The organism is Bacillus pumilus, assembly GCF_009937765.1.
Classification (GTDB): Bacteria; Bacillota; Bacilli; order Bacillales; family Bacillaceae; genus Bacillus; species Bacillus pumilus_O.
Genome location: NZ_CP047089.1, coordinates 689,433 through 702,895, shown reverse-complemented (window position 1 = coordinate 702,895; position 13,463 = coordinate 689,433). Strand labels below are relative to the sequence as shown.

Sequence of the window (13,463 nt, the reverse complement as noted above, 5' to 3'; positions counted from 1 at the left end):
CAGAATGAAAGCAATGGAAGAGGTAAAAAAGGGTGGAAGCTTCTTAATTGATGAGACGAATTATGAGCATATCTTTACACCAGAGGATTTCTCTGATGAGCATCAAATGATTGGAAAGACAACAGAGGATTATATTTTACAAGACGTTGTTCCATATATAGACCAAATTGAAAAGCATGAATTTGAGCATTCCGTCAGGCTTCTTAAAAAGGCTGGAGAGCTTGGGCTGCTAGGAGCCGACGTGCCTGAAGAATTCGGAGGGCTCGGATTAGATAAAATCAGCTCAGCCATTATTACTGAGAAATTTTCCAGAGCAGGGAGCTTCTCGCTTTCCTATGGCGCCCATGTCGGCATTGGATCTCTGCCAATCGTACTGTTCGGAAATCAAGCGCAAAAGGAAACGTATCTGCCAGGACTCGCTTCTGGAGAAGCGATTGCGGCGTATGCCCTAACTGAACCAGGATCAGGCTCTGACGCTCTTGGAGCAAAGACAACTGCGGTGTTAAATGAAGCCGGAACCCATTATGTGTTGAATGGGGAAAAACAGTGGATCACAAACTCCGCATTTGCCGACGTCTTTGTCGTATATGCGAAAATTGATGGTGAACACTTCTCTGCTTTTATCGTAGAAAAGGATTTCCCTGGTGTCAAAACGGGACCTGAAGAGAAAAAGATGGGCATTAAAGGGTCCTCAACGAGAACGTTAATCCTTGAGGATGCTCAAGTGCCAAAAGAGAATTTACTAGGTGAGGCTGGCAGAGGTCATGTCATTGCCTTTAACATTTTAAATATCGGACGCTACAAGCTGGCTGTCGGGACAGTTGGCGCGTCAAAACGTGTCATTCAATTATCGGCAGAATACGCAAACCAGCGTAAGCAATTCCAAACGCCCATTTCTCGATTTAGCTTAATTGGTGAAAAGGTAGCCAACATGTCGGCAAAGCTCTATGCGATGGAAAGTGCTGTTTACCGCACAGTCGGATTATTTGAACAGCGTATGGGTCTATTAAGTGAAGAAGACCAAAAGGATGGCAAACAAATTGCCCAGTCCATTGCAGAATATGCCATTGAATGCTCTCTTTGTAAAGTGCTTGGCTCTGAAACTTTAGACTATATTGCGGATGAGGGTGTGCAGATTCACGGTGGATATGGATTTATGCAAGAATACGAGGTCGAAAGAGCCTATCGTGACTCCCGGATTAACCGTATTTTTGAAGGAACAAACGAAATCAACCGTCTGCTAGTCCCAGGCACATTTCTGAAGAAAGCGATGAAGGGAGAGCTTCCTCTTCTTCAAAAGGCGCAAACCTTACAGGAAGAGCTCATGATGATGATGCCGGTAGAGCCGGGTGATCAGCCGCTCGATCAAGAAAAATATTTGCTTGCCCATGCGAAAAAGATCGCCTTAATGGTATCTGGAATGGCGGCGATGAAGTATGGAAAAGCATTAGACAAAGAGCAAGAGATTCTTGTGAACATAGCGGATATCGTCAATGAAATTTTTGCTGCTGAATCGGCGATTCTGCGTACTGAAAAGGCAATCGCTGCATCAGGGCTAGATAAGAATACTCAAAAGCTTGCTTACACACAAATATTCACGCAGGAGGCCTTCTTAAAAATTGAAGCCCATGCAAAAGAATCCTTGATCGCGATGGAAGAAGGAGATGCACTCCGCATGAGTCTGTCAGCTCTTCGCAAACTGACAAGATTCACCCCGATCAATGTCATCGCCAAAAAGCGCGAAGTGGCGAAACGAATCTTTGAAGCAGAGAAATATATCGTATAAGACGGCTGAAATTTGCGGATATCATTCCGCACCTCAGATTGTTGACAAAGGGCTAAAATGATCTTTATTTTAGCCCTTTGTCTTCTTTCCGCACCTTTTTGTAAGCATACATTTAGGTTTTTAAAATATTTTGTGATAAAATGTTGTCACTATTTGCAGGAGGTGAAAATGGTGGCTTTAGATTTTTATGAATACCCATCTTGCGGTACATGTCGAAAAGCAAAAAAATGGCTGGAAGAACACAATAAAGACATCAACAGCATACATATCGTCGAAGAGACGCCTAATAAAGAAACATTAAAAGCCCTTTACGAAAAAAGCGGCTTAGAGTTGAAGAAGTTCTTTAATACAAGTGGACAGAAATACCGAGAGCTACAGCTGAAAGATCAACTTCCTGCAATGTCAGAGGACGAGCAGCTAGAATTACTCGCATCTAATGGAATGCTGATCAAGCGTCCGATTACAACAGACGGTAAACGAGTCACGATTGGATTTAATGAAGATACATTTAAAAGCGTCTGGAAATGATGTAACTTTCATTCAGATTGTGGTATCTTCAATATAGATTGAAAGAAAAGACTGGAGGGGTATTGAATGAGCACACCAAAAGATTTACGTTATTCAGAAGAACATGAATGGGTCAAAGTAGAAGGGGAAAAGGTGCGTATCGGTATTACGCATTTTGCTCAATCTGAGCTAGGCGATATCGTGTTCGTTGAGCTTCCTGAAGTAGGAGACAAAATTACAGCGGACGAGCCTTTCGGAAGTGTAGAATCAGTGAAAACAGTTTCTGAGCTTTACGCACCGATCAACGGTACAATTGTTGAAGTGAACGATGAGCTGGATGACAGCCCTGAATTCGTCAACGACTCTCCATACGAAAAAGCATGGATGATCGTGGTAGAGCCAGCTGATACATCTGAAATTGAGAACTTGATGACTGCTGAGCAATATGAAGAAATGACAAAAGAAGACTAATTCACGTGAAATTGGACACTCTACCTTTATGGGGGGTGTCCAATTTGTCTTTTCAAAAAGAACAGGTGGATATAACAGATCATGTCACTGGACGATTCAAAGAAAGCGGCATGGTGCTGTATCATCAAAATGAAGAGATTGGCACGATGATTAGTGAAAACCAATATGAGTTAAAATCAGGTTATTCCTATGATCAAAATCGTTTTTATCGTCTGACGGATACACTGACCCACGGGACAGAAAAATATGTAGACTGTGATGATGAAAATGGCTGGTGCTAATCACAGATGAGGCTGCAGTGAGCATAAGCTGCAGTCTTTTTAGTGCAAGTGCCCAATCTTTACAACCTTGATGAAAGATTGTAATCTAAGGGAGAACTGAACAACGTCAAAAGGGCCGGGTGATCGTGATGAATGTAGAGGTAGAAAAGGTCATCATAGTAGAAGGTAAAACAGACAAACAAAAGCTAAAAGAAGTCATAAGTGAACCTGTTACCATCATTTGCACCAATGGCACGATCAGTACATCGAAGCTGGATCAGCTCGTAGACGAATTATTGGGGAAAGACGTTTACATATTAGCAGACAGTGACGATGCAGGCGACAAACTGCGGAAGCAATTTCGAAAAGAATTCCCTGAAGCGCTTCATCTTTTTGTCGACAGAACGTACCGTGAAGTGGCCGCTTCACCGTCAGCCCACATTGCATCTATCCTATTAGCTGCAAACATTGATGTTCATTCGAAATATTTATGAGGGTGGACGTATATGAAAGAGATTGAAGAACATGATTTCAAGGAAATAAAGGACGATTTATTTCTTTTATACTTATATACACCGTTTTGCGGGACATGCCAGCTGGCAAAGAAAATGCTCGCTGTCGTAGACACCATGCAGCCGGATGTACCTTTTTACGAAAATAACTTAAACTACTCACCAGGCTTTGCGAAGGCTTTTGAGATCGAAAGCGTTCCTTGCTTTCTACTGTTTAAAAAAGGCGAACTGGTGCAAAAAGGCTATGCCTTTCACTCTGTTCCATATCTTCATGAAATGATTGAAACCGCTAAATAAAGCGGTTTTTTGTCATATTTCAAGCAATTCATCTGAAAATTTGTCGAGTTATTTATAAAGGACAAGGGAATGTTTGTAGAGAAATGTTATGTATAACCAAATGACAGGGAGGTTATACATGTGGAAAAAGTGAAAACCCATGGTAACAAAGGGCAGCGCTTATTGCTAAAACCGCTGCTCTCATCATCATCCTTGAAGATTACATTTGAGGCGGAAACTGACTCTTGTACATTGATTGTGGATGAGCGTGGTGAAGTGAAGAAACTACCTGCAATTGAGTTATCGGATCTTATCTTTTATGGTGAGAGAAAAGAAATACTACAATTATTAGATGGAGATATGTCCTTACAGCAGTTAATTAGCAGGGGACAAGTGAAAGTAAAAGGGTCATTCCGCGCGCTCCTAAGACTAGAGGCGGTGCTCTGGCTGACGAACGGTTTTTTTCGAAAAATGATAACGTAGTCGTTTACTAGGAAATTAGCGATTTACAGCGTTGACATATCTCGGGTAGCATGATATTCTACGTTAGTAAAAACATGAACATCACATAAAACAACATATTTTCTCTTATTAAGAGAGGTGGAGGGACGTGCCCTATGAAACCCGGCAACCGTCAGCATAGCTGAAATTGGTGCCAATTCACTCAAAGCCGCAATGCTTTGAAAGATGAGAGAAAGGCGTATTGAACATAAAAGGCCTTTCTGCTTGCATTGCAGTTAGGTCTTTTTTACTGACCTCAAGCCAGGCGCGGAGCATGGCATCAGGAAGAATAAATAATGTTTGTGATGGCAACCTATAGATTCAGCAAGAAAGCAGGTGAACAGACTGTGATCCATTTACAGAATGTATCAAAAACGTATCATTCAAAAAGCGGAAATGTTGATGCCGTGAAAGACGTCAACTTGGATATTGGTAAAGGTGAAATATTCGGAATTATTGGGTATAGCGGTGCCGGAAAAAGCTCGCTGATTCGCCTATTAAACGGTCTGGAGCTGCCAACAGAAGGAATTGTTGAAGTGGCAGGCAACCGGATCAATGAAGTATCGAATGCGAAACTTCGGAAAGCAAGACAAGAAATCAGCATGATTTTCCAGCACTTTAACCTACTTTGGTCAAGAACAGTGAGACAAAATATTATGTTCCCACTTGAGATCGCAGGTGTACCGACATCGAAACGGAGAGAGCGTGCGAATGAACTGATTAAATTAGTCGGTTTAGAAGGAAAAGAAAATGCGTATCCGTCTCAGCTTAGCGGCGGACAAAAACAGCGTGTGGGGATTGCGAGAGCATTAGCAAATGATCCAAAGGTTCTTCTTTGTGACGAAGCAACGTCAGCGCTTGATCCGCAAACAACGGATTCTATCCTTGATCTTTTAGCAGATATCAATAAACGACTTGGGCTGACGATTGTGCTGATTACACACGAAATGCATGTCATTCGCAAAATTTGTCATCGCGTGGCGGTGATGGAGAATGGACGCATTGTCGAAGAAGGCGAAGTATTACGCGTTTTCAGACAGCCGAAGGAAGAAATGACGAAGCGATTCGTCCAGCAGCTTGCTGAACCAGAGGAAGCGAAAGAAACAATCGAACACGTCTTAGAGCGCGTAAAAGAAGGTCAGGTCGTACGGTTGTCCTTTATTGGTGATTCTGCCGAGCAGCCGCTCATCACTGAAATCATTCGATCCTTCAAGGTCGATGTAAATATCCTTCAAGGGAAGATTTCTCAAACGCAGGAAGGCGCGTTTGGAACACTCTTTATCCATATTAATGGAGAAGAGACTGAGGTAGAAAAAGCCATCGCCTATATCCAAAGCAAACAGGTTGAAATTGAGGTGATGACACATGTTTGAGAAATGGTTTCCGAACGTTGATTTAGAAGTCATTTGGAATGCAACGGGTGAAACGGTTTATATGACACTCATTTCATTGGCGTTTGCCTTTGTGATCGGAATTATTCTTGGACTCCTGCTTTTCCTTACTGGAAAAGGTGGTCTTTGGGAAAATAAACCGATCAATGCTGTCATCGGTGCAGTCGTCAACATTTTCAGATCGATTCCTTTTATCATTTTAATTATTCTTTTATTAGGGTTCACGAAATTCTTAATGCATACAATTCTAGGTCCAAATGCAGCACTGCCTGCCCTTGTCATTGGGTCAGCTCCATTCTATGCACGTCTTGTCGAAATTGCGCTGCGTGAGGTAGACAAAGGAGTCATTGAAGCAGCACGCTCAATGGGAGCGAAAACGTCGACCATCATATTCAAAGTATTGCTGCCAGAATCATTGCCAGCCCTCATTTCAGGTATTACCGTAACAGCGATTGCTTTAATTGGCTCAACTGCGATTGCAGGTGCAATTGGAGCAGGTGGACTTGGTGACCTTGCCTATGTGGAAGGATACCAATCTGGTAATACAGATGTCACACTTTTTGCCACTGTGTTTATTCTCATCATCGTCTTTATTATTCAAATAATCGGTGATTTGATTACAAATAAAATTGATAAACGATAAGGGAGGATTTATTTATGAAGAAATTGATTTTAAGTGCACTATTTCTAGCATTTGCAGGCATTTTGGCTGCATGCGGTTCATCTAATAACGCAAGTGATAGCAAAACCATTACGGTTGCCGCTTCAAAAACACCACATGCCGAAATTCTTGAAGAAGCAAAACCACTTCTAAAAGAAAAAGGCTACGATCTCAAAGTGAAAGTACTTAGTGATTATAAAATGTACAACAAAGCGTTAGCTGAAAAAGAAGTGGATGCAAACTTTTTCCAACATATCCCTTACTTAAATGAAGAAAATAAATCAAACAAAGATTACGACCTAGTGAGTGCAGGTGCGGTTCACCTTGAGCCATTCGGTATCTACTCTAAGAAATACAAATCAGTAAAAGATATTCCAAACGGTGGCACGATCATCATGACAAACAACGTAGCTGAGCAAGGACGTATGCTTGCCCTGCTTCAACATGCTGGTGTCATCAAACTCGATCCAAAGGTTGATACAATCAACGCTACTGTAAAGAACATCAAAGAAAATCCAAAGAACCTAAAGTTCAAAAAAATCGCTCCTGAACTAACAGCGAAAGCTTATGAAAACAGTGAAGGCGATGCTGTGTTTATCAACGTTAACTATGCGATCCAAAATAAATTGAATCCGAAAAACGATTCAATCGAACTTGAGCAAACAAAGAACAACCCATATGCAAACATTGTGGCGGTTCGCAAAGGTGAAGAAAAATCAGATAAGATCAAGACTTTAATGGAAGTTCTTCACTCTGATAAAATCAAAGAATTCATCGATAAAAAATATGACGGTGCTGTACTACCGGTATCTGAATAACGATGTGTTAACCTCGCTTTCGTCAAAGCGAGGTTTTTTGTGTATTTTTTCAAATCTCGCTCATAATAAAAATGTACAAATGACCTGAAGGGATGGAATAGAAAATGAATGAACAGCATATGAGCGGATCCATGCAGCAGTCACTGACTGATTATAAAACGGCAATGGGTGAATTTCAGAAGAAAATGCCGGTGTTTGGGAAGAAATTCAATGAATTCACGGAGCAATGTTTTCAGAGCGATTCATTGACGCAAAAGGAAAAACAAATGATTGCCCTTGGCATCAGTATTCATGCACAGGATGAATACTGCATGATTTATCATACAAAGGGAGCGCTCGACCAAGGCGCAACAGAAGAAAATTTGCTAGAGGTTGTCAGCGTAGCAGCAGCATTTGGCGGCGGGGCAGCATTGAGCCAAGGGATTACTGTCGTTCAGCAATGTATTGATGAATTTGGAGGACAGACGCATTAAGGGAAGGAAAGGGCGGTATTTTTCCATATCAGGGAGTTGAGTTCTTCTCAGCCGATTGTGTGAGAAAATATGCCAGCATAGCGCACTATATCCCTTTTGAGTGAAGCCGCAAGCCTTTGATACAATGAAGCTACACTTAAAGAAGGGAATGGTTTATTATTTGTTCGGACCATAGTACACTGGGATTGGATTATACCGCCGAGATGGAAAAGGCCATGCATAAGGCTCATGGCATGAGCTATGCAGAGTACGAAAGAGACCATGACTTACGGATGAAAGTGGAATATAAACGAGAGCAGTCCTATCGAGATGAGAAAAGGCAGCTCGCAAAAATGAATATACAAGGCTATTAAATAGCTAAGGGACGGGGAGAACAGTTTCCCGTCCTTTCTTTATGAAAACAGTCTTTTCGACATAAATCCTTTTATCTACCGGCTTTTTTTGTTAGAATTTTGAGAGCATCCTCTCACGCTTATCGTGAATGTGTTGTATTCACTTTTAATTTGTTATAAAATTAGAATGAGAATAAATTGAGAATAATGATTATTTTGGAGGTATCGATATATGACTGCTTCGACATTAACAATTAAGGACTTGCACGTTGAGATTGAAGGGAAAGAAATCTTAAAGGGTGTAAACCTCGAGATAAAAGGTGGAGAATTCCACGCAGTAATGGGGCCAAATGGTACAGGTAAATCAACTTTATCTGCTGCCATTATGGGTCACCCTAAATATGAAGTAACAAAAGGCAGCATTTTGCTTGATGGCGAAGATGTACTTGAAATGGAAGTAGATGAGCGCGCTCAAGCAGGTCTTTTCCTTGCAATGCAATACCCATCTGAAATTAGTGGTGTGACAAATGCGGACTTCCTTCGTTCTGCTATTAACGCTCGCAGAGAAGAAGGCGATGAAATTTCTCTCATGAAATTCATTCGCAAAATGGACGAAAACATGGAGTTCCTTGAAATGGACCCAGACATGGCGCAACGCTACCTAAACGAAGGTTTCTCAGGCGGGGAGAAAAAACGCAATGAAATTCTTCAATTAATGATGATTGAACCAAAAATTGCGATCCTTGACGAAATCGATTCTGGTCTTGATATCGATGCGTTGAAAGTGGTTTCTAAAGGAATTAACAGAATGCGCGGCGAAAGCTTCGGCTGCTTAATGATCACTCACTATCAGCGTCTATTGAACTACATCACACCAGATCATGTTCATGTCATGATGCAAGGACGTATCGTGAAATCTGGCGGACCAGAGCTTGCACAACGTCTAGAAGCAGAAGGCTATGATTGGATTAAAAAAGAGTTAGGAATTGAAGACGAAACTGTTGGTCAAGAAGCGTAAGCGTTAGGAGGATTATTGATGACATTAGAAACGAAATTATCAGTAGATCAAGATTATGTCAAAAGCTTCTCCGAGAAGCATCAGGAACCGGCATGGATGAGTTCCCTTCGCTTACAGGCTCTTGAAAAAGCAGAAGACCTTCCAATGCCAAAGCCTGACAAAACGAATATTTCTAAATGGAATTTAACCAATTTCAAACAGCATACAGTCGAAAGTGCACCATTTGGATCATTAGAAGAGCTTCCTGAAGAAGTGAAATCTCTCATTGATTTAGAGGACACCGATAAGACAGTTTACATTCAGCGTGATCAAACGCCAGCATATTTGTCTCTTTCAACAGAAGCGAAAGACAAAGGCGTGATCTTCACTGATCTTCATACAGCGCTTCGTGAACATGGCGATCTAGTGAAGAAATACTTCATGACGGATGCAGTGAAAGTAGATGAGCATAAACTAACAGCTTTACATGCTGCTTTAGTGAATGGTGGAGCTTTCCTCTATGTACCGAAAAATGTAGAACTTGAAGCGCCAATTCAAGCCGTCTACCTACATGAAAACGACGACACGACTTTGTTCAACCATGTCATCGTTGTAGCTGACGATCATAGTGCAGTGACTTATGTAGAAAACTACATCAGTACAGCAAAACCTGAAGAAGCCATCTTCAATATTGTGTCCGAAGTGTTCACGGGTGCTAATGCTCGCGTCACTTACGGTGCAGTAGATAACCTTTCAGAAGGTGTCACAGTCTATGTGAATAGACGCGGTATGGCAAGTGGCCGTGACAGTAAAATCGAATGGGCGCTTGGCTTAATGAATGATGGAGACGTCGTGTCTGAAAACATCACAAAGCTTATGGGCGACGGGACATTCGGTGATACAAAATCAGTTGTTGTCGGCCGCGGGAATCAAACGGAAAACTTTACAACAAGCATCATCCACTTCGGTAAAAACTCTGAAGGGTATATCTTGAAGCATGGTGTCATGAAGGATCAAGCATCCTCTATCTTTAACGGAATCGGTAAAATCGAGCATGGCGCAACGAAGTCAAATGCTGAACAGGAATCACGTGTTCTCATGCTGAGTGAGAAAGCACGCGGTGACGCAAACCCAATTCTATTAATTGATGAAGATGACGTAACAGCAGGGCATGCTGCTTCTGTTGGACGTGTCGATCCAATTCAACTGTATTACCTCATGAGCCGCGGGATTTCCAAAGAAGATGCAGAAAGACTTGTGATTTATGGCTTCTTAAATCCAGTCGTCAAAGAACTGCCGATTGAAGGAGTTAAAAAACAGCTCGTTTCTGTGATTGAAAGGAAAGTAAAATAATGAATATCAAAGACGTTCGTGAGCAATTTCCAATCCTTCATCAGCAAGTGAACGGTCATGATTTGGTGTATTTGGACAGTGCAGCGACTTCTCAAAAACCAAGAGTGGTCATTGATGCAATGAATGAGTATTACCGGTCTTACAACTCGAACGTCCACAGGGGTGTTCATACCCTTGGCACAAGAGCAACGGACGCATACGAGGGTGCGAGAGAGAAAGTTCGTGCATTCATCCGTGCTTCATCTGTCCAGGAGATTATTTTTACTAGAGGTACAACAACTGCACTAAACACAGTGGCGATCAGCTATGCTAGAGCAAACCTCAAAGAAGGCGATGAGATTGTCATTACGCACATGGAGCACCATGCGAATATCATCCCTTGGCAGCAAGCAGCAAAAGCAACTGGCGCCACATTGAAATACATTCCGTTACAGGAAGACGGCACGCTATCGCTTGAAGATGTGAAGCAAACGATCACACATCAAACGAAAATCGTCGCTGTCACACATGTTTCAAACGTATTAGGAACCATCAACCCGATTAAAGACATCGCAAAAATTGCCCACGATCACGGTGCTATTATCGTTGTCGATGGTGCGCAGAGCACCCCGCACATGCAAATTGATGTTCAGGATCTAGATTGTGACTTTTTCGCATTCTCTGGGCATAAAATGTGTGGACCGACTGGCATCGGTGTACTTTACGGGAAGAAGGACCTTTTGAATAATATGGAGCCTGCTGAGTTTGGCGGTGAAATGATCGACTTTGTGGATCTGTATGATTCTACTTGGAAAGAGCTTCCGTGGAAATTTGAAGCGGGAACACCGATTATTGCCGGAGCAGTTGGACTCGGAAAAGCGATTGATTTCTTAAATGACATTGGTATGGAGGAAGTCAGCCGTTACGAGCATCAGCTTGCCACTTATGCGCTTGAACGCTTTAAGGAGCTTGATGGTGCGACTGTTTATGGACCGCAGCACCGAGCTGGGCTTGTGACGTTTAATTTAGATGACGTCCATCCGCATGATGCGTCTACTGTTCTGGATACGGAAGGTGTCGCCATTCGTGCTGGACACCATTGTGCACAGCCGCTCATGAAATGGCTTGGTGTATCAGCGACTGCAAGAGCAAGCTTCTATCTGTATAATACAGAAGAAGAGATTGACCAACTCATTGCAGCGCTCCGTAAGACAAAGGAGTATTTTACGAATGTCTTTTAATGTAAACTTAGACACACTGTACAGACAAGTGATTATGGATCATTATAAAAATCCGAGAAACAAAGGTGTGTTAAACGACAGCATTGTCGTCGATATGAACAACCCTACGTGTGGTGACCGCATTCGTCTCACGATGAAAATCGAAGACGAAAAAGTCACCGATGCGAAATTTGAAGGAGAAGGATGCTCGATTTCGATGGCATCTGCCTCTATGATGACGCAGGCGATTAAAGGGAAAGATATTGAAACAGCTTTGAAAATGTCTCAGATTTTCTCCGATATGATGCTAGGAAAAGAATACGACGATTCCATTGATCTTGGTGATATTGAGGCGCTGCAAGGAGTGGCAAAATTCCCTGCCCGCATTAAATGTGCAACATTATCATGGAAGGCGCTTGAAAAAGGCGCATCTGCCGAAGATAACGGCAAATCATAAGATTGGAGTGAAAATGGATGGCTAAAAAAATGCCAGATGTTGGTGAATATAAATACGGCTTTTCTGATAAAGACGTTTCCATTTTCCGTTCAGAGCGCGGACTAACAAAAGAGATCGTTGAAGAAATTTCTCGTATGAAAGAAGAGCCTCAGTGGATGCTCGATTTCCGTTTGAAATCTCTTGAGCACTTTTACAACATGCCGATGCCACAATGGGGCGGAGATTTAAATGCATTAAACTTTGATGAAATTACGTACTACGTAAAGCCATCAGAGCGCTCTGAGCGTTCTTGGGATGAAGTACCAGAAGAAATCAAACAAACCTTTGATAAGCTTGGGATCCCAGAAGCAGAGCAAAAGTACTTAGCAGGTGTATCTGCTCAGTATGAATCTGAAGTTGTGTATCATAACATGAAGCAAGACCTTGAAGATCTAGGCATTGTGTTTAAAGATACAGACAGCGCATTAAAAGAAAACGAAGACATCTTCCGTGAGCACTGGGCAAAAGTCATTCCTCCGACTGACAACAAATTTGCTGCGCTTAACTCGGCTGTATGGTCTGGTGGTTCATTTATCTACGTACCAAAAGGGGTAAAAGTAGATACTCCACTTCAAGCATACTTCCGTATCAACTCTGAGAACATGGGTCAGTTCGAGCGTACACTGATCATTGTTGATGAAGGCGCACATGTGCATTACGTAGAAGGCTGTACAGCTCCAGTTTACACAACAAACTCACTTCACAGTGCGGTTGTTGAAATCATCGTGAAAAAAGGCGGCTACTGCCGTTATACAACGATTCAAAACTGGGCAAACAACGTCTTCAACCTTGTGACGAAACGTACAGTATGTGAAGAAAATGCAACGATGGAATGGATTGATGGAAACATCGGTTCTAAGCTGACAATGAAATACCCAGCCGTCATCCTAAAAGGTGAAGGCGCACGTGGTATGACATTAAGTATTGCCCTAGCAGGTAAAGGTCAGCACCAAGATGCAGGTGCAAAAATGATTCACCTTGCACCAAACACATCTTCAACGATCGTATCGAAATCGATTTCCAAACAAGGTGGTAAAGTCACATACCGCGGAATCGTTCACTTCGGACGTAAAGCAGAGGGTGCACGCTCAAACATCGAGTGTGACACACTCATCATGGATAACAAATCAACATCTGATACGATCCCTTACAATGAAATCTTAAACGACAACATTTCATTAGAGCACGAAGCGAAGGTATCAAAAGTATCAGAAGAGCAGCTATTCTACTTGATGAGCCGCGGAATTTCTGAAGAAGAAGCAACAGAAATGATCGTCATGGGCTTCATCGAGCCATTCACAAAAGAACTACCAATGGAATACGCCGTTGAAATGAACCGTTTGATTAAGTTTGAGATGGAAGGTTCTATTGGTTAACCTTTATATATCAAAGGTTTGAGGGGTTTCATCCCGCGCCAATTTGGTGTCGTG

17 protein-coding genes and 1 riboswitch are annotated in these 13,463 nt (G+C 42.1%); all 17 genes read left to right on the top strand.

Going from position 1 to position 13,463, the window contains the following annotated elements; all coding sequences use genetic code 11:
- The first annotated feature begins 4 nt into the window (after positions 1-4).
- The 17 genes from GPS65_RS03515 to sufB all read left to right on the top strand — a co-directional run bounded on the left by GPS65_RS03515 (position 5) and on the right by sufB (position 13,409).
- Complete coding sequence (locus GPS65_RS03515) at positions 5-1,786, top strand: acyl-CoA dehydrogenase FadE (protein WP_144473889.1); 1,782 nt, start codon at positions 5-7, stop codon at positions 1,784-1,786.
- Between the two features lie 171 nt (positions 1,787-1,957).
- Positions 1,958-2,314 carry an arsenate reductase family protein gene (locus GPS65_RS03510; RefSeq protein WP_144457141.1) on the top strand — a complete coding sequence of 119 codons (357 nt, stop codon included), beginning with the start codon at positions 1,958-1,960 and terminating at the stop codon, positions 2,312-2,314.
- Between the two features lie 66 nt (positions 2,315-2,380).
- Entirely contained in the window at positions 2,381-2,764 is a 384-nt protein-coding gene (gene gcvH, locus GPS65_RS03505) for a glycine cleavage system protein GcvH (RefSeq protein ID WP_012011193.1), read from the top strand.
- A 44-nt stretch (positions 2,765-2,808) separates the two neighbouring features.
- Positions 2,809-3,045: a YusG family protein gene (locus tag GPS65_RS03500; RefSeq protein WP_034659913.1), complete on the top strand. Its 237-nt coding sequence runs from the start codon at positions 2,809-2,811 to the stop codon at positions 3,043-3,045.
- A 128-nt stretch (positions 3,046-3,173) separates the two neighbouring features.
- Positions 3,174-3,518, top strand: coding sequence for a toprim domain-containing protein (locus GPS65_RS03495; RefSeq protein ID WP_034660691.1), 345 nt, complete (start codon positions 3,174-3,176; stop codon positions 3,516-3,518).
- Positions 3,519-3,530: 12 nt separating this feature from the next.
- Positions 3,531-3,833 (top strand): thioredoxin family protein, encoded by a 303-nt coding sequence (locus GPS65_RS03490; RefSeq protein WP_012011190.1) that lies wholly within the window; start codon positions 3,531-3,533, stop codon positions 3,831-3,833.
- A 120-nt stretch (positions 3,834-3,953) separates the two neighbouring features.
- A complete protein-coding gene (locus GPS65_RS03485; RefSeq protein WP_012011189.1) occupies positions 3,954-4,295 on the top strand; it encodes an SCP2 sterol-binding domain-containing protein in 342 nt (113 codons plus the stop codon).
- A gap of 102 nt (positions 4,296-4,397) precedes the next feature.
- Positions 4,398-4,506: riboswitch (SAM riboswitch) on the top strand.
- A gap of 154 nt (positions 4,507-4,660) precedes the next feature.
- Positions 4,661-5,686 carry a methionine ABC transporter ATP-binding protein gene (locus GPS65_RS03480; RefSeq protein ID WP_012011187.1) on the top strand — a complete coding sequence of 342 codons (1,026 nt, stop codon included), beginning with the start codon at positions 4,661-4,663 and terminating at the stop codon, positions 5,684-5,686.
- Positions 5,679-6,347, top strand: coding sequence for a methionine ABC transporter permease (locus GPS65_RS03475; protein WP_012011186.1), 669 nt, complete (start codon positions 5,679-5,681; stop codon positions 6,345-6,347). Before GPS65_RS03480 ends, GPS65_RS03475 begins: the two co-directional genes overlap by 8 nt.
- 14 nt (positions 6,348-6,361) lie before the next feature.
- The gene (metQ, locus tag GPS65_RS03470) at positions 6,362-7,183 is read left to right on the top strand and encodes a methionine ABC transporter substrate-binding lipoprotein MetQ (RefSeq protein WP_012011185.1); all 822 of its coding nucleotides are present in this window, start codon (positions 6,362-6,364) and stop codon (positions 7,181-7,183) included.
- Positions 7,184-7,287: 104 nt separating this feature from the next.
- Positions 7,288-7,656 carry a carboxymuconolactone decarboxylase family protein gene (locus GPS65_RS03465; protein WP_003212803.1) on the top strand — a complete coding sequence of 123 codons (369 nt, stop codon included), beginning with the start codon at positions 7,288-7,290 and terminating at the stop codon, positions 7,654-7,656.
- A gap of 215 nt (positions 7,657-7,871) precedes the next feature.
- Positions 7,872-8,009 carry a YuzK family famiily protein gene (locus GPS65_RS19250; RefSeq protein ID WP_162835676.1) on the top strand — a complete coding sequence of 46 codons (138 nt, stop codon included), beginning with the start codon at positions 7,872-7,874 and terminating at the stop codon, positions 8,007-8,009.
- Positions 8,010-8,220: 211 nt separating this feature from the next.
- The gene (sufC, locus tag GPS65_RS03460) at positions 8,221-9,006 is read left to right on the top strand and encodes a Fe-S cluster assembly ATPase SufC (protein ID WP_003213654.1); all 786 of its coding nucleotides are present in this window, start codon (positions 8,221-8,223) and stop codon (positions 9,004-9,006) included.
- 18 nt (positions 9,007-9,024) lie between these two features.
- On the top strand, positions 9,025-10,338 hold the full coding sequence (gene sufD, locus GPS65_RS03455) for a Fe-S cluster assembly protein SufD (protein WP_058013731.1): 1,314 nt from the start codon (positions 9,025-9,027) through the stop codon (positions 10,336-10,338).
- Positions 10,338-11,558, top strand: coding sequence for a cysteine desulfurase (locus GPS65_RS03450; RefSeq protein ID WP_119125330.1), 1,221 nt, complete (start codon positions 10,338-10,340; stop codon positions 11,556-11,558). Before sufD ends, GPS65_RS03450 begins: the two co-directional genes overlap by 1 nt.
- Positions 11,548-11,994 carry a Fe-S cluster assembly sulfur transfer protein SufU gene (gene sufU, locus GPS65_RS03445; protein ID WP_012011181.1) on the top strand — a complete coding sequence of 149 codons (447 nt, stop codon included), beginning with the start codon at positions 11,548-11,550 and terminating at the stop codon, positions 11,992-11,994. The genes GPS65_RS03450 and sufU overlap by 11 nt, the downstream gene beginning before the upstream one ends.
- Positions 11,995-12,011: 17 nt before the next feature.
- A complete protein-coding gene (gene sufB, locus GPS65_RS03440; protein WP_007500362.1) occupies positions 12,012-13,409 on the top strand; it encodes a Fe-S cluster assembly protein SufB in 1,398 nt (465 codons plus the stop codon).
- The last annotated feature ends 54 nt before the right edge of the window (positions 13,410-13,463 follow it).

Excerpts from the sequence above, each read along its gene's own strand:
- GPS65_RS03515 (WP_144473889.1), top strand. The coding sequence starts at position 5 with ATGAAAGCAATGGAAGAGGTAAAAAAGGGTGGAAGCTTCTTAATTGAT.
- gcvH (WP_012011193.1), top strand. The coding sequence starts at position 2,381 with ATGAGCACACCAAAAGATTTACGTTATTCAGAAGAACATGAATGGGTC.
- GPS65_RS03495 (WP_034660691.1), top strand. The coding sequence starts at position 3,174 with ATGAATGTAGAGGTAGAAAAGGTCATCATAGTAGAAGGTAAAACAGAC.
- GPS65_RS03490 (WP_012011190.1), top strand. The coding sequence starts at position 3,531 with ATGAAAGAGATTGAAGAACATGATTTCAAGGAAATAAAGGACGATTTA.
- GPS65_RS03475 (WP_012011186.1), top strand. The coding sequence starts at position 5,679 with ATGTTTGAGAAATGGTTTCCGAACGTTGATTTAGAAGTCATTTGGAAT.
- metQ (WP_012011185.1), top strand. The coding sequence starts at position 6,362 with ATGAAGAAATTGATTTTAAGTGCACTATTTCTAGCATTTGCAGGCATT.
- GPS65_RS03465 (WP_003212803.1), top strand. The coding sequence starts at position 7,288 with ATGAATGAACAGCATATGAGCGGATCCATGCAGCAGTCACTGACTGAT.
- GPS65_RS19250 (WP_162835676.1), top strand. The coding sequence starts at position 7,872 with ATGCATAAGGCTCATGGCATGAGCTATGCAGAGTACGAAAGAGACCAT.
- sufC (WP_003213654.1), top strand. The coding sequence starts at position 8,221 with ATGACTGCTTCGACATTAACAATTAAGGACTTGCACGTTGAGATTGAA.
- sufD (WP_058013731.1), top strand. The coding sequence starts at position 9,025 with ATGACATTAGAAACGAAATTATCAGTAGATCAAGATTATGTCAAAAGC.
- GPS65_RS03450 (WP_119125330.1), top strand. The coding sequence starts at position 10,338 with ATGAATATCAAAGACGTTCGTGAGCAATTTCCAATCCTTCATCAGCAA.
- sufU (WP_012011181.1), top strand. The coding sequence starts at position 11,548 with ATGTCTTTTAATGTAAACTTAGACACACTGTACAGACAAGTGATTATG.
- sufB (WP_007500362.1), top strand. The coding sequence starts at position 12,012 with ATGGCTAAAAAAATGCCAGATGTTGGTGAATATAAATACGGCTTTTCT.